The 15,793-nt window shown below is 39.9% G+C and carries 11 protein-coding genes; 4 read left to right on the top strand and 7 right to left on the bottom strand.

The features are described 5' to 3' along the window. Positions 1 to 201: 201 nt before the first annotated feature. Positions 202 to 1,440: a DUF445 domain-containing protein gene (locus BV372_RS34515; protein ID WP_086692047.1), complete on the top strand. Its 1,239-nt coding sequence runs from the start codon at positions 202 to 204 to the stop codon at positions 1,438 to 1,440. Positions 1,441 to 1,541: 101 nt separating this feature from the next. On the opposite strand, the gene BV372_RS34510 is transcribed toward BV372_RS34515, so the two are convergent. Continuing rightward, the gene (locus BV372_RS34510) at positions 1,542 to 6,941 is read right to left on the bottom strand and encodes an ATP-binding sensor histidine kinase (RefSeq protein ID WP_086692044.1); all 5,400 of its coding nucleotides are present in this window, start codon (positions 6,939 to 6,941) and stop codon (positions 1,542 to 1,544) included. Positions 6,942 to 7,311: 370 nt separating this feature from the next. Between BV372_RS34510 and BV372_RS34505 the strand changes: the two genes are divergently transcribed. Then, positions 7,312 to 8,280, top strand: coding sequence for a restriction endonuclease (locus BV372_RS34505; protein ID WP_086692041.1), 969 nt, complete (start codon positions 7,312 to 7,314; stop codon positions 8,278 to 8,280). A 3-nt stretch (positions 8,281 to 8,283) separates the two neighbouring features. Here BV372_RS34505 and BV372_RS34500 read toward each other — a convergent pair whose 3' ends face one another. Together BV372_RS34500 and BV372_RS34495 are read right to left on the bottom strand one after the other, a co-directional pair. Beyond that, entirely contained in the window at positions 8,284 to 8,658 is a 375-nt protein-coding gene (locus BV372_RS34500; RefSeq protein ID WP_086692038.1) for a type II toxin-antitoxin system PemK/MazF family toxin, read from the bottom strand. Further along, on the bottom strand, positions 8,655 to 8,948 hold the full coding sequence (locus tag BV372_RS34495) for a DUF2281 domain-containing protein (protein WP_086692035.1): 294 nt from the start codon (positions 8,946 to 8,948) through the stop codon (positions 8,655 to 8,657). Before BV372_RS34495 ends, BV372_RS34500 begins: the two co-directional genes overlap by 4 nt. Positions 8,949 to 9,127: 179 nt before the next feature. Here BV372_RS34495 and BV372_RS34490 point away from each other — a divergent pair, with 179 nt between their 5' ends. After that, positions 9,128 to 10,309, top strand: coding sequence for an AGE family epimerase/isomerase (locus tag BV372_RS34490; protein WP_086692032.1), 1,182 nt, complete (start codon positions 9,128 to 9,130; stop codon positions 10,307 to 10,309). A 222-nt stretch (positions 10,310 to 10,531) separates the two neighbouring features. Here BV372_RS34490 and BV372_RS34485 read toward each other — a convergent pair whose 3' ends face one another. From BV372_RS34485 to BV372_RS34470, 4 genes are all read right to left on the bottom strand, one after another. After that, complete coding sequence (locus tag BV372_RS34485) at positions 10,532 to 11,479, bottom strand: nucleotidyl transferase AbiEii/AbiGii toxin family protein (RefSeq protein WP_086692029.1); 948 nt, start codon at positions 11,477 to 11,479, stop codon at positions 10,532 to 10,534. Between the two features lie 176 nt (positions 11,480 to 11,655). Continuing rightward, complete coding sequence (locus BV372_RS34480; protein ID WP_086692025.1) at positions 11,656 to 13,578, bottom strand: Hsp70 family protein; 1,923 nt, start codon at positions 13,576 to 13,578, stop codon at positions 11,656 to 11,658. Between the two features lie 14 nt (positions 13,579 to 13,592). Next, the gene (locus BV372_RS34475) at positions 13,593 to 14,501 is read right to left on the bottom strand and encodes a hypothetical protein (RefSeq protein ID WP_086692022.1); all 909 of its coding nucleotides are present in this window, start codon (positions 14,499 to 14,501) and stop codon (positions 13,593 to 13,595) included. A 311-nt stretch (positions 14,502 to 14,812) separates the two neighbouring features. Continuing rightward, the gene (locus BV372_RS34470; protein ID WP_086692019.1) at positions 14,813 to 14,998 is read right to left on the bottom strand and encodes a hypothetical protein; all 186 of its coding nucleotides are present in this window, start codon (positions 14,996 to 14,998) and stop codon (positions 14,813 to 14,815) included. A 243-nt stretch (positions 14,999 to 15,241) separates the two neighbouring features. On the opposite strand from BV372_RS34470, the gene BV372_RS34465 reads away from it, so the two are divergent. Continuing rightward, complete coding sequence (locus tag BV372_RS34465) at positions 15,242 to 15,694, top strand: Hsp20/alpha crystallin family protein (protein ID WP_086692016.1); 453 nt, start codon at positions 15,242 to 15,244, stop codon at positions 15,692 to 15,694. Positions 15,695 to 15,793 lie beyond the last annotated feature (99 nt).

The following is a 15,793-nucleotide window of genomic DNA, read 5'->3' as shown; positions in this document are numbered from 1 at the left end:
ATGCAGGGCTACCTCCTAAAACGCTAGTTTGCACAACGGGGAGGCAGTCCGTTCGGTCGCCAGACTTGTTCGCTGTTCGGCGGAGCCGTTCCCGAAGGGTAAGCGTTCCCGAAGGGTAGGAACTGCCGTGGGAAACCCCGCAAGCGACTGGCTCAACTTTTCGTCAAGTTCAAAATCCAAAATTGGTAAGTCCAAAATTCTGTGGATTGGTCTCATCTGTGGCTTTATATATCACCCCCCGTAGTAGGTGGAATTATCGGCTATTTCACGAATGATATAGCCATTAAAATGTTATTTCGCCCCTACCGAGCCATTTATATCGGTAAGCAAAGATTACCGTTTACACCTGGATTGATTCCTCGTAACCAGGAACGTCTGGCTCTGAAAATTTCTAATACAATTATGGGGTCACTTTTGACACCAGAGGAATTGCAAAATTTAGCACGTCGTCTGTTACAAACAGAACGAGTACAAGCAGCAATTTTGTGGTTGTTAAAATTAGCGCTTGACCAAATTAACTCAGAGGAAAAAAATCAAAAAAGCGCTAAAATTGTGGGAGGGATTTTGCGTGATTTATTGGGTGAATCATTACCACGGCTCCTTAAAGTTTTAGCTCGGCGCGAAGACTTTTTAGAAGTCCAAATAAATCAAATTTTTGACCAAGTACTGCTGGAATTTCAACTGAGTGAAGAACAATCTAAAAGACTAGCTGATTGGTTATTAGAAGTAGTTTTACCCCCAGATGTGCTGCGACAGACTATAGTTGATTTTTTGACCGATCGCACAATTCAAACTATTGATGAAACCTTTCGGGAAAAGACCAGTGGCACTTATTGGGTAGTAGCAAATTTGTTTGGCTTACGCAATACTTTTACCAGACTGCGAACTTTTTGCTTAGACGAAAAAGAGGCAAGCAATGCTCGGTTAAAAGAATTGATTCAAGAATTGCAGATGCGCGATCGCGTCAAGAAATTATTGCAAAATTTATCCTTGCAAAACTTGCCAGTGGGGACGGTACGGCAACTACGAAAAACTACTAGAGAAAGTGTCCGCCACTACCTGCAATCAAGTGGCAGCGATTTGTTACAAGGATTAACTGACTCGGTTGATTGGGAACATATTGCTTCCTTGCTACTAAATCGTCTAAGTAACTCACCTGTAGTCAATAGTTCATTAGAAGTAGTGAGTCAAGAATTAGCTCTAATTTTGGAGCGATATTTAGAAAAAGATTTAGAAGCAATTGTGGCTCAGGTAATTCCAATTTTATCCATAGATCAGGTAATTGTTGACCGCGTAAAATCAACTTCACCCGCTGATTTAGAAGCAGCAATTGAAGGTATTGTCAAAAATGAATTGCAGGCAATTGTGACTTTAGGCGGTGTTTTAGGTGTGATTGTGGGTATAGGACAAACTGTATTTTTGCTGTTGAATCAACAATAAGTTGTGGGAAAGAAACAAGGAACAGGCAATCACAAAAAAGGTAAGTATAAATAAATGTAGGGTGGGCAATGCCCACCATATCTGGGTTTTGGTGGGCTGGCTTAATTCTCAAAAATAGGAATCTGAATGATAAACTCTGCACCCTCACCAGGGGAAGAGAAACACTCGAAAGTACCATTGTGGGCTTCTGTAACTATTTGATAACTAATCGATAGTCCTAAACCTGTGCCTTTACCTTCTGGTTTCGTGCTAAAGAAAGCTTGAAAAAGTTTTTGCTTTACTGACTCTGACATTCCCATCCCATTATCAGCAATACAAATTTTCACATGTTGATCGTTGGTTGTGGTAGAAATTGTAATGATATTGGGATTTTGTTCTAGAAAAGCATAAGTCTTTCCTTGATTAGACTCTTCCAAAGCATCAATAGCATTTGCTAGCAAATTCATAAATACCTGATTTAATTGCCCAGGATAACAAGCAACTTTGGGTAAATTGCCGTAATTCCTAATCACATAAATTGCTGGACGCGCTGGATCAGCTTTTAAGCGATGGGACAAAATCATCAGCGTGGTTTCAATTCCTTCATGAATATCAACTGCTCTTTTATCTAAACCATCGTTGCGTGAGAAGTTGCGTAGAGACTGCATGATATCTCGAATACGTTGGGTTCCCACCTTCATTGAGGAAATCATGTTTGGCAAGTCTTGCAGTAGAAAATCTAAATCAATCGCCTCAATTTCATCGATGATGATTGCTGGTGGATTAAGTAAATGCTGTTGATAAAGATGCAGTAAATTAATTAAGTCTTCAACATACCGCTTGGCATGAGACAGGTTAGTAAAAATGAAGCTAACAGGATTATTCACTTCATGGGCAATTCCTGCTACTAGTAGCCCTAGAGAGGAAATTTTCTCTGTGTGGACGAGTTGAGTTTGAGTCTGTTGGAGTTTTAACAGGGCTGCTTCTAAGTCTTGGGATTTTTCTTGTTCTTTAGCATAAAGGCGGGCATTTTTGATAGCGATCGCAGCTTGAGAAGAGAGGATCTTTAAAAGTTCTAGTCGTTCGGGAGTAAATGCCCCAGTTACTAAATTATTTTCTAGATAAAATATGCCGATAAACTTACCTTGATAAAAGATAGGCACACACAATATTGACTTACATTGATTTGTTTGAATATATGAATCTTTATTAGAAATTGGGTCAAGTTTAGCATCTCTAATTACCAAGGGTTGCTGAGTTCTAGCTACATAGTTGAGCAGCTTTTTGGGGACAATTTCACTCTCTTCGACCGGAGTAGATGGCAAAGTAATTTGCGAATCAACCAGGCTACTATCAATTGCTTCTATAAATAATTGATTGTTTTTTACTAAGATTAAGCAACCTTTTTGGGCACCAGCATTTTCTAAGATGATATGTAGAAGAGTGCGCGGTAAACTTTCTAAGGAGATTTCGTTATTAATCGCCTCACTCGCTTTTACCACTGTTGCTATATCTAGATTTGCACCATTGCTGGTTGTAGAGTATGTGCTGATAGATACATCTGATTTTAATGTCCTAGAAATGCTACCTGTGGGTGCGATCGCACTGGTACTGCGAAGAATTAAATCGGGATATCGCTTTTCCAGGTTTTTGACTTTGGCGGAACTACCCCAACGGTTGTAACCGTAGTAAGCCTCAGTCATGTAAAGTTGAGCAATCTTTTTCTTCCCTAGCGACAGGTAAAGTTCTGCGGCGCGTTCATTAGCAAGTGCTTCTTCCTGAATGTAACCGTTTTCAGCAGCGTCAGCAATGGCGAGATCGTAGTACTCCATCGCCTCTAAATATTCGCCCAGCGCCCAGTGGTACTCAGCTTTAACTAAACAAAACTTGTGCCTGTGGTTCATAGGCGCATGATCTGCCCACTGCTTCAGCTTTTCTTGATTAGCAATCACCCGCAGCCACAAAGTTTGCTTTTCCGGCCTTGGAGTCTGGGGTAAGATCGCAAGCTGGGTGAGAGAATCATAAAAATGAAAGACTGGCACCATAAAAGAGCCAGTTACCCCATCTAAGTATTCCTTAGCCAGGGAAGCGACTTCTGCCGCTTGCTGATACTCTCCAAATAGGTAACAAAGAATCAATTTGTTTACATACAAAGTGCCGATCGCATAACGATCGTTAGCCTTGAAGTGTAATGGCAGCAAAACTTCTTCATTATATGCCACACCTCGCAAGTTCCCAGGGATGGGAACATCACTGATTAGATTTAATACAGATTGTCGAAATACTTTCAGATAATTATGGGCGGCTTCCTGCTTAATTTTTTCCAAAGCTTGACTGTAAATTGCCATCTCTGATTCTATGGCTCTCAGTTCCTTGCCGAGGAAATAAGAAAGAGAGCAATAATTGTAGGCACAATAGGCAGAATATTCTAAATCGCCTGTTTCCAAACCGCTGTGATGTGCTTCTAGTAGGGGTAGTAGCGACTCTCGAATATGATACTTCCACGGCTTAACGAACGGGTAAATTATATTGAAGGTACTAGTTTTGAGTGCTTTACCCTGGAGACGTGATAGTAAATCTAATGCCAGTTGACCAGCGCGATCGCCTGCATCAATATCCCCGACGACTCCACAGAGAATGGCTCCATACCAGGCGTATGCGAGAGTAGATACTGGGGCATTGCCGTATTCAACTGATAACCGCACCTGTTTAAATACAATTAACGGCAGCAACATTGGTACTGCTTGATACACAGCCGCCGTAACTGTGCCGATAATCCGCATGACTGCTAGGATTTGCGGATCGGTCATTTCTGGTAGGTCAATTAAATTCTCAAAACTCCTTGCTGCTAATATCAACTGAGTTTCTTGCAAACTCTGGGTTATATCTGCTTGGCTAGGTGTATCGGGAAATTTGACACCCAAAAGTTCGAGAACAGTTAATGCAGTTTTGATAGCTTCAGGCTGTCTACTCTGAGCTACATAAGCCTGAATTTGCACTTCGTAGACCTTGACTTTCTCAAGCAGTGTACGGCCATTTTGCAAGACTTGGCTGGACAAATTCTCCATCAGCACGTAATCGCCATCCAGATATGCTGCTTCTACAGCTTCAGTTACCAACGCTAAAGTCAAGTCATATTCACCAAGCCAGCTATCTGCTGCTAGGAGTTTTAAACCTGTGGTTAAATAGGCGATCGCAACTATATAAGCTGTTGCAGTTTTGGCTTTTCTCCCAGCCAGCAAATTTAATTCAGCTAGCCGTTGCTTTTGGGATTGCGCTGTAATCAGGCTAGCACCGACATTTAGTTGATTAATAATATCAAAAATATTTTCCTCCAATTGTTCAGGAGGCGTATTTTGCAACAACTGCTGACCAATTTTAAGATGGGTAACTTGTTTGTGGTGATTAGGAATCAGGGAGTAGGCGGCTTGTTGGACGCGATCGTGCAAAAATCGGTAGGTAATATTTGAGTCATCAAATCCTAAATCAGCTAACTCTTCGGTGGCAAATAGTAGCGGTATGCGATATTCATTATTCAAGGGCAAAATCAGCCCTAATTGCAAAGCTGGTTGTAAAGCTTCGGCGACATTTTGCAAATTCTTGACGCTGACTGTTGCTAATACATCTAAACTGAAACGATTGCCAATACACGCCGCTAATTGTAGCGTTGTTTGCGTAGCTTCTGGCAGCTTTCGGATATTGCCTGCCACTAACTCAACAATATTTTGATCTACAATATTAATATTTTTAATTTCTTGTATATCCCATAACCAAATTCCTTGATTAAAATCGAATTTGAGCAGATTTTCTTGATAAAGTGCCTTGAGTAATTGGGTCAAAAATAAAGGATTACCCTGAGTTTTATTAAATAAAAGTTGCGCTAGTTTGGGGATGTTTTCAGAATTACCCAAGGTATCTGCAACCATAGCGCAGACATGAGATAATTCTAATGGACGTAATATAATATTGTTGATAATCGTGTCTGCTTGTTGAATTTCCGCCAAAGTTTTTACTAATGGATGGTTGATACTGACTTCGTTAACTCGATATGCTCCAATCAATAGCAAATATTGGCTATCTGGGTTAGTCATTAACACCTGAATTAATTTCAGTGAAGCAGAGTCAGCCCACTGTAAGTCATCCAAAAATAGTACTAAGGGGTGTGACTGTTTTGTAAAAACTTGAATAAAAGACTGAAATACTCGATTGAAGCGGTTAAGGCTTTCTGTTGCGCCTAATTGGGGAACGTCTGGCTGTTTACCAATAATTAGTTCAACTTCGGGAATCACATCAATTATCACTTGACCATTGCTACCCAGCGCTTGCAGCAGTTTTCCTTTGCAATTTTCCAACCTTTCACTATTTTCAGTTAATAATTGCCGCATCAAAGATTGAAAAGCCTGAATTACAGAAGTGTAGGGAATATTCCGTTTAAATTGATCGAATTTACCATTAATGAAATAACCTCTCTGTCTAACGATGGGCTTATGCACCTCATTAACCAGCGATGACTTACCAATTCCAGAGTAGCCAGAAACCAACATGATTTCGCTTTTACCTTGGCTAATCCGCTCAAATGCTGCTAACAAAGTTGAGACTTCCGCTTCTCTTCCATATAATTGTTGTGGGATGAGTAATTGCGCAGTGCGATCGCGCTGTCCGGGAATAAAATCAGGAATATCTCCTGTAACTTGGAGTTGCTTAAGACAGAATTCTAAATCAGCTAATAGCCCTAAAGCACTTTGATAGCGATCTTCAGCATTTTTCGCTATCAATTTCATCACAATAGCGGCTATAGTTCCAGAAACCTCTGGGTTTAACTGTGCAAGTGGTGTTACTGGCTTGGCAATATGACAGTGAACCATCTCCAGTAAATCGTCAGTTACAAAAGGCAATTGACCTGTCAGCATCTCATAGAATGTAATGCCCAACGAATAAAAATCGCTACGATAATCTAAAGTGCGATTCATTCTCCCAGTTTGCTCAGGAGACATATAAGCAACAGTTCCTTCTAAGTGATTAGGATTAGTCAGTTGCGGTGTTTCTTTATCTAAATACGAGGCAATACTAAAGTCAGTGATTTTAACAATTCCAGTATGTGGATTAATGATGATATTCGCAGGTTTAATATCTTTGTGAATAATCCGGTTCTGATGTAGCGACAACAGTGCTTGTGCTAACTGCACAGCAATCTTGAGAAAAGAAACTTCACAAAGTTGCTGCTGAGAGAGAAATTGCTTAAGACTCACGCCATTAAAGTCTTCCGCTACTAACGCCAAACGGTTTTGGTAGCTTTCTAACCCGTACACTTTAACAATACCTTCGCAGTTGAGATTTTCTGTAGTTTTATATTCGTGCTTGAAGCAAGTAATTTGCTCAAGAGTAGGATATTCAGCCTTAAGAACTTTCAGGATCACAGACTGCTGGTTTTTTTGCGCCCTAGCCCGGTAAACAATTGTGTTAGTTCCTTCAGATATAATTTCTGTTAAGTCATAACCTGGAATTATCGAAGTTAACACCATCGTTTCTCCTTTCCTTAAACTTCAGCGCTCATTTCATATATTTCCCAGTCGGAAAGGCAGAATCTAATAATTTACATACATTTACGGAAGAAATAATCTTTGCTAAAGTGAAATGCAACATCGAGAAACTTGCACGCGATCGCGGCATTAAAGATATCACAACTGAAGTGGTGTACGCGGCGAAGGAAGCTGTCGGGGTGTAATTTAGCAGCCTACTCTAATTTTGCCAGTGTATAATTAATGTTCATCTGCCAATTCTATATCTTACTGCTGAATTATTTTTTTGGTTTTCAAGATTAGAATACTCTCATTTGTACTGAACATCCCTTAGCGTCATTAGAACATTAATTTTGTAACAGAAACAACCAAAATGAGTGAAGAGCCAGAAGTAATTAATGTTAATGGAATATCTCTTGATGACTGGCTCAAGCTAGTATTTAATTCCCCGCCTGACAAAACATTCATTAGCTATGAATTCCCTACAAACCAACATCGTGAGCAATTTATCGCTAACATTCAAGACAGAACAGAAGAAGAAATTGAAAAACTTTTACTTAGATTTTTAATTCCATCAGGTTCTCTAGGTATTGATAAATTTCATCTACAAGGGATAATTGCAGCAAAAGATAGTGCGCCAGAATTGTTTGATAGGATGATGAAATCTTTATTAAATCGGAGGCTCATTCTATATACTTTGGGAGGTAGGCAAACACCAACTTGGGAAGGAATAACCTGGATTTTAGATTTGTTGCCACATTTTCCTAAAGAAGCTCTTCAGGCACTAAGTGCCTACGTTCTAGCTCATATACAGCATTTGCCTGATGGGAGACGTAGAGGACTTTATGATGCTGGGGAAATTATACGCGCAAGATATATCGGTACTCCAATAAATCAATCAGAAGCGCTCAAATTTTTAACAAGTGGTATATCACCTCGTGAATTTGAGCATATAGTTGAAAGGCTGTACTCTGCTATGGGGTATGAAACTCAATTGACACCATCACAAAAAGATGGCGGACGAGATATTCTCGCCACTAAAATGGAACCTGGTAAGCTTGAGCATCTAAGAGTAGAATGCAAACTTTATAATAAACCAGTTGGTGTAGAAATTACCAGAGCTTTGCTAGGAGTGGTTTCAGATGAAAAAGTAAATAAAGGTGTACTAGTAACGACTAGCCGATTTACAACAGGTGCTACAGACTTTGCAAAGAGCAACCCACGCTTAGAGTTGATAGCGGGAAATAGCTTGATACCACTTCTTAATGAGAATCTTGGACCAAGCTGGCCGATACAAATAGAGCGACTAGTATTAGAATCCAAAGAGGGATCACCTTTTTGAAAATCAAGGACTAATCATGCGCTGAAGTCCAATCAAAATAGGTTCATACTCTTCAGGTGTCAAACTTCCTCGATAATCGACAATGCGGTTAACATCTAAAACTCTGATTTGATCCAACAAAGCAATAGATGGCGACCTTAATCTAGCAACTCCCGTTGCAAAACGTGGATATAAATCTGGTGAAGCGGTTGCCCAAGTTTGCCCTGTATCAGTCGTCATAGGAATTACAATTATTAGCGAAAAGCGGGGTATACCTAAGCGATTTGGGAACCCTACTACAACCGCAGGCCTATAGCCTTCTTGCTCACGACCTTGAGGGTTTTGTTGAGGAAATCGTACTGTTATAATATCTCCAAACTGTAAAGAACGAGTTGTCATTCCTCAACAATTACTACTCCCATCCCAGGAACATATTTAACAGGTAAACCTTTACCAAGTTCACCTGGTTGCCAATCATAAGGTTCATAACTACCCAAGTTAGATAAGTCAGTCTGTAACCATCCTACGTCGCATTCTTCCTCTAAATAGACACTTGCTATAGAAAACTCAGGTTTTTGAGAAGTTTTATTTTGCGACTCTAAGAACTCAACAAAGTTTAAAATTTCATGGAGTGCGTTTTCTGGAAGACCCTCTAATTTCTTGACAATCTGTTCTTTGAGATAATCCATGCTTGCTGCCACAATCTTTGGTTAACAGTGTAACTTATAGCTTCTACTCTTCAGAATAGGCTGTGATACCAGTTTTGGATCAGCCAGGATAAAAGCAAGCAGTCGGTAGTACTTGTAGTCAATCCACGGCAAGGTGATAATTAACGCTGTTGGTTTTAACGCAAAAGTGGGGGACATTTATGGAGCACGATTTTAAAGAACTGGTTGAAGTGTACAAAAACGCGCTTCTCAATGATGTACTCCCATTTTGGGAAAAACACTCGATAGATTGGGAGCAAGGTGGCTATTTTACTTGCCTCGATCGCGAGGGTAAAGTGTATGACACAGATAAATTTATCTGGCTGCAAAACCGCCAAGTGTGGACATTCTCCATGCTTTACAATCAGCTAGAAAAACGCGAAAACTGGTTGAAAATAGCTAGTAACGGTGCTGATTTTCTCTTCCAACATGGGAGAGATGCTGATGGCAATTGGTACTTTGCCCTCACCCGTGAAGGTCAGCCTTTAGTACAGCCCTACAATATCTTTTCTGATTGCTTTGCGGCGATGGCTTTCAGTCAATACGCCCTCGCCTGTGGTGCAGATTGGGCAAGGGATGTGGCTATGCAGGCTTACGACAATGTTTTGCGCCGCAAAGATAATCCAAAAGGCAAATATACCAAGACCTACCCAGGTACACGCCCGATGAAATCGTTGGCTGTACCGATGATTTTAGCGAACCTCACTCTAGAAATGGCATGGTTGCTGCCAAGCGAAACCTTGGAGAAAGTCCTGGATCTGACTGTTCAGGAAGTGATGAGCGATTTTCTCGACCAAGAACGGGGGCTGATGTATGAAAATGTTGCTCCTGATGGTTCCCACGTTGATTGTTTTGAGGGCAGATTAATTAACCCTGGTCACGGAATTGAAGCGATGTGGTTCATTATGGATATTGCCCGCCGTCGTAACGATCCGAAAACGATTAACCAAGCTGTGGATGTAGTAATTAATATCTTAAATTTTGCCTGGGATAGTGAGTATGGCGGATTGTATTACTTTATGGATGCGGAGGGACATCCTCCACAACAACTGGAATGGGATCAAAAGTTGTGGTGGGTTCACCTAGAGTCTTTGGTTGCATTGGCAATGGGTTATCGCTTGACGGGGCGTGAAGCGTGCTGGGAATGGTATAAAAAAATGCACGACTACGCTTGGTCACACTTTGCTGATGCAGAATATGGTGAGTGGTTTGGCTACCTGAATCGACGCGGGGAAGTGCTGTTAAATCTCAAAGGCGGTAAATGGAAAGGTTGTTTTCATGTACCACGTGCGTTGTATCTTTGCTGGCAGCAGTTTGAGGCTGTGGGTTCGCAGTCAGTTTGATAGAGTTGTGGAAAAATTTTGAAAAATTAATATAGCGTTTACCAAGCCAGTGAGTTACAGGAAGAAGTAATTAACCACAGATGAACACAGATGAACACAGATAATTTCGTACCTTAGCAGGCTGGGAACCGCTATAATTAACCGCTGATACACACTGATATAGACGCGTTCGCCGTTAGGCATTGCCGCAGGGTACGCCAATAAAATTAAGCAGACCTGATATTATTCTGCTTGAGATTCGCTAAATGTTCTAGCTGTCTTTTCTAAGCATAAATCCGTCGCCATTAAATCAATACCATCAATAATTTTACTGGGTTTGATAATTCGCAAAGCAGTAAAACATTTGTCACGATAATCAGGGTGATTTTGGAAAAATGATATTGCTTTTTTTAAAGGTTCAATCACAGGGTAGGCTGTTTCTGCTTTCTCAATAGCTTCTCTAGGAATAGGAGACTTGAGTCTTTGGACAGCCAAATCAATTAAATCTCTGGACTCTACCGAGGAATCGTTCCATCTGTCAGAATTAGCTAAAAGTTTTTCAGCAAAACTATCAATTTCATTTAAGCATGGTACGGGCGACCAACTGGGATAATCTGGTTTTCCCAATTCGATACGTCCTTCCATAATAATCTCAAATTTAATCGGAATTCCAGCAACTACAATTGCAAATCTTACACCGTACTGGTCAGCTTTTATTTCTCTGGGTAATTTGAAATTGTTTTGAGTATTAAAGATGGCATCATATTGAGTTTCAGCAATTTTTTGCCGCAGTAAGCGATAGCCAGTACCTGTGGAACAGAGAAAATCTATATCTTTGCTTAATCTATATTCACCATTATTTAAACTAACCAGAGTTCCCCCACCAAAATATGCACCACATTCTAATAAAAAGTTAGTATTTAATTGATTAAGTACATTTAAGATTTTTTGATGAAATTCCCTCTCAAACATTTGTGCTCCTAACCATGAATCATAATATTGAGCTAAATCTTTCACAAACAAGGCTTCTATTTGGCTCAAATCACCTAAAATTTCTCGGTAATGCCACCCTCGCTCATATATTCTGAGCATCTCTAAAAGAGTAAGATTTTGTCTATCTTCTCTTTGCCAACATAATCTTTCTAAAAAGGGTAATTTTTCTGGTATTTGAATTTGAGGTTGAATTAACATATAGCAATCCTATTTGAGTTGTGAAATTAGTTGTAGAGGCAGGCAATAGGCAATAGATTTTTCATCGAATGGTTGAGGATTACTATAAATAATATATATAAAATTAGCAATTTAAGGTGCGTTAGCCTACGGCATAACACACCCTACTTATAATACTAAATCTAATCCTAATTACGCTATTGGATTAGAATTATTGCCTCCTGAACTTTGATAGAAAGGGCTTTTTCTAGCCCTTGCTCAACTTTGGCGATCAGTTGATCAAAAGCCTCTTGATTTGCTGTCAGTTGTTCTCGAAGCACTTTCTCTAACTCAGGCTTGATTTGTTCACACATATCGTCAATTTTTTTATCACTCAAAAAGCTAGAACGCAGCCAACCGGGGACATCAACATTTGTTTTAATTGCTTCTTGTACACCCTTACGATTCAATTCCATTCCTGCTGCCATCACCGAAGCACCATATACTAATGCGATTGGCCAGGTAAAATGTCCAGTTAATATCAAAGTGATGATACTAGCGAGAGTCCCGCCACCAATTACAACGTTGACAATAAATGCTACTGTGTCGGCAAGAATCGCATCGCCAATTCTTAGTTCTGGATTGACAAAAGCTGGGTCAATGCTATCCTCAAACCTTAAGCTACTTCTAGGTATTTGAAACTTTCGGCATATTGGATCGGTTTGGGCGGCTAAGTCTGGTTGAATTTTATTGTTAAACCAACTAATGCATTGAGTGTTAATTATCTGCTGTGCAATATTGCCTTGCAGCCACTCTTCTGCCCGACCCTTCATTGAGGTTTCTAAATCGGCTAAAGTTTTTATTTTGTTCTTCTGCCAATCTTTTATTCCTGGTCGAACTGCATTTTCAATCAAACTATTCGCTAATGGCTTAGTCAACAATTCAATTAACTCGGGAATATGCCTTTCAATCAACTCTTTGAGTTTATTTGATTCAACAAGTTTGTTAACTTCTTGTTTGAAGGCAGTAGCACGCAAATCCCATCTACCTACACGCGCTAAACCTAATGCAATACAACGTTCTGGTTCCGGATCGGGGCGGAGGAGGGTTTCTGGTTCTGGAAATATTTCTTGACAGATTTGGTGTGTAAACTTCATTCGAGATGCACCACCAGTCATCAGCAGAATTTTTGGTACGATTCCTTGTTTGTCTAGCTTCTCTTTCGCCTCAATAACTGCATCGCGGAATGTTTGCATCCAACTCTTTTGCCCCAGCGCAGGCAAAGGTTGCTGCAATATTTCCTCCATAATTAATTTGTTAACTTGGGGGATAAAATAAATTTGTTCATTGATAGACTCGAAGCCACGGGCAAAGGATTGAGCATCACTATATAGCTGTTCATTAGAAAAGTAATCTTCTTTAGTTTTACGACAAGCAAGTTCACAACGAGCTTGATGATGGGGATATTCTGCAAATACTTTTTCTAATAATGCCTTTTGCTCATGTTGGGCAAGAGTGCGTTCAAAAATAGCTTTGTCAATTAACGATGCGCCTAAAGTATTACTTCCGAAATCTATGGGGATTTCTTGTAAGCTTTTAACCAGAGTAAAATCTGTGGTTGAAGAGCCAATATCAACAATTAGCACCGATGAAAGCAGTTTTTCATACTCTAGTTTCCCGGCTTCCTTAGCTTGCATAAAAGCAGCCCGTGATTCAGGAACGACATTTAGTAGTTCAATGCCAGCAGATTGTAGTAGCTTTTGGTATTCTGCGCGATCGCTCACCGACCATCCTGAAGGACAACCAACGTAAAAGTAAGTATTTTCCCCACCTTCAATTTGTTTACTTTCTTTTAAAAGGCGGTAGTAGGTGGCAACAAAAGTGCTAATTGTCTCTTGATACTTGGGATCGTTGTTTGGTTTTTGCTTGAAAGAGATTGTTAGCTGGGTAACGCCAGCTTGAATTAAAGCTTGTTCTCCCACCAGATAACCAAGCCTGGGATGCCAACCAAGAGCCGTGATTTGGTTTTTCCTATTATTAATCTCAAGCATCTGGGGAGGTTCAATGCTCTCCACTATAGCTTTAGCTACAGCTGTTTCACCGTGTCCCAAATCAAAACCAATTGTTTCTAAAATTTCCATAGTCTTATTGTCTGTTATTCTCTAGCCTGGGAATACGCTGGCTCAATGACTCGACCGCGCCGCAACAAGCGATCGCCTTTTAACAACGCCGGAGTTAAGGTTACGTAATCTTTGGTGTCAGGGTCGATACTTGGCTCAAAGTCAAAATAATTGCGATCGCTTTGGGGGTCGTTAGTTCGGTAAATTTGGGCGCGAATTCCCTGCTCCATTAAAATCTGTGGTAGAAGTTGCGCTAGTGCGATCGCCATTTGGGGTTTATCAAGAAATGATGCGCCCATGAGCTTTTGTAGAAAACCCAATAACTCTGGTAGTTCTTCTACGCCAAGGTCACCTTCTTGTTTGTTTCCTTCTTCAAATCTAGCGACTGCTAGGTCGATGGTGTGGAGAGCATCAGCAAGGTTGTCTAAAAGAAGTTTGCTATCAACCCGGAGGACAGCTTGAGGTAATTTTAATAGCTCTTGTGATGTTGAATTATCATCTTGATTGTTTTTGTCGAGTTGCAGTACAACTTCCAACCCCAAAAGCACAGAAGCTAGCAACATCGCCATCCACGCACCTGGTGTAGTTTTAGTTAAATAGAACAACCAACCTAAAATACCTATATAGAGCAGTGCCTTTAGCAGTTTCAGGATGACTCTGTTGGGGGAAAAGTTTGGAATTGGGTTAGTAATTTGCTTTTGCTGTGTTGGAACGATTTGAGCAAGGTTAGCCGCAGCCAGAGTCCCAATAGACTGGCGCAACATATCCAAGAAAAAGGAAGCCAAACGGACTTGAGTCAAATTTAGTTCGCTAATGTAAATTCTTTCAAGATTATCAAGTCGGTTCTGAACCAGCTTAACTATCTGCTCAATACTGCTTGTGTTTTCAATATCTGTCTGGAGTTGGTTGCGTTCTTCGCTAAAAAGCGTAGTAATCTTTTTCATAGCATTGACCTAGCATTTAACTTTACTAATAAGTAGGTTGGCTCTAAAAAATGTAATATCTTTTGTGTTAAGGCATAAGAGCCATTACGTTGTAGCAAGTGGCGTGACAGAAGGATTTTTACTCTACAAGGCATTTTATGTTTAATCAAGTCTCTTTACTTAGCGCAATAAGTTAAAAGAACTTTAATTAAAACAAAGATAATTGTTTTAGTACTATATCGCCCCTACTTCGGGTATGAAAAATAAGTTAGATCAAATATTATTCTCTTCTATGCAAGTTTTGTGATGCATTAAGTGTTAATGCTATTCTTTCAAAATACTTCTGTATACACCTGCAATCTGCCAATAGTTGCTTCTTTCAACGTCTGAATTCCCCAAAACCTTTTTCTGTCTTGCTCTTTTAGCCAATTTTTCAAAAGCCAGCTAATCGCACTATAACTACATAGTACAGCTGCAATTAACTGCTTGCCATCACACTCCTGGGGCAGATGGTACATATCAGCAACTAGGATTTACCGCATAAATATCTCAAAATAGTTTGGTGGTTTACCGAACCAATAAATTCCAGGTTTCTACACCTAAGATTCTATCTATATTTAGGTTCGGCAATCATCATTAATTGAGGTGATATTAGCCGTACTAATACTCTTATTGTTAAATAATACTATAAGAATCAAAGCAATGAATTAAATCTTCCATTGTTCAGGCAAATAAAGACTACTGCTAAGAAGGAAATCAATATGTTAGTTCGTTACAACCCCTGGCAAGAATTAAACGCTATCCAACGTCAAATCAATAGCCTATTTGAAGACACAAGAGTACCATCTACAGCCTTTGAAAAAGGCTTTGTTAGAGTTCCGGCTGCTGAATTGCAAGAAACTGGAGAAGCTATTCATCTCAAGCTAGAACTGCCAGGAATAGAAGCGAAAGATCTGGATGTTCAAGTCACTGAAAAGGCTGTTTATGTCAGCGGTGAGCGCAAGTCAGAACATAAAACTGAAGAAAAAGGTGTTACCAAAAGTGAATTTCACTACGGTAAATTTCAACGCGTAATTCCTTTACCTGCGCCAATTCAAAATACTAACGTCACAGCAGATTACAAAGATGGTATCTTGAATCTGACATTGCCTAAGACTGAGCAAGCAAAGAATAAAGTTGTCAAAGTAAATCTTGAGCAACCTGCTGCTTCATGAGTCGTAATAAGACTACATTCTACTTTAGATAAATTTAGATAGCTAAAAATCCGGTCTAAGACAGACCGGGTTTTTTTTAATATAATTCATGGTTTAAAG

Origin of the sequence: Nostoc sp. T09 (assembly GCF_002154695.1) — a bacterium.
Lineage (GTDB): Bacteria > Cyanobacteriota > Cyanobacteriia > Cyanobacteriales > Nostocaceae > Aulosira.
Note: the sequence above shows the minus strand (reverse complement) of the source record. Positions and strands in the feature narration are given on the sequence as shown.

Coding starts and splice junctions, on each gene's coding strand:
- BV372_RS34510 (WP_086692044.1), bottom strand. CDS start 6,941: ATGGTGTTAACTTCGATAATTCCAGGTTATGACTTAACAGAAATTATA.
- BV372_RS34505 (WP_086692041.1), top strand. CDS start 7,312: ATGAGTGAAGAGCCAGAAGTAATTAATGTTAATGGAATATCTCTTGAT.
- BV372_RS34500 (WP_086692038.1), bottom strand. CDS start 8,658: ATGACAACTCGTTCTTTACAGTTTGGAGATATTATAACAGTACGATTT.
- BV372_RS34495 (WP_086692035.1), bottom strand. CDS start 8,948: ATGGATTATCTCAAAGAACAGATTGTCAAGAAATTAGAGGGTCTTCCA.
- BV372_RS34490 (WP_086692032.1), top strand. CDS start 9,128: ATGGAGCACGATTTTAAAGAACTGGTTGAAGTGTACAAAAACGCGCTT.
- BV372_RS34485 (WP_086692029.1), bottom strand. CDS start 11,479: ATGTTAATTCAACCTCAAATTCAAATACCAGAAAAATTACCCTTTTTA.
- BV372_RS34480 (WP_086692025.1), bottom strand. CDS start 13,578: ATGGAAATTTTAGAAACAATTGGTTTTGATTTGGGACACGGTGAAACA.
- BV372_RS34475 (WP_086692022.1), bottom strand. CDS start 14,501: ATGAAAAAGATTACTACGCTTTTTAGCGAAGAACGCAACCAACTCCAG.
- BV372_RS34470 (WP_086692019.1), bottom strand. CDS start 14,998: ATGTACCATCTGCCCCAGGAGTGTGATGGCAAGCAGTTAATTGCAGCT.
- BV372_RS34465 (WP_086692016.1), top strand. CDS start 15,242: ATGTTAGTTCGTTACAACCCCTGGCAAGAATTAAACGCTATCCAACGT.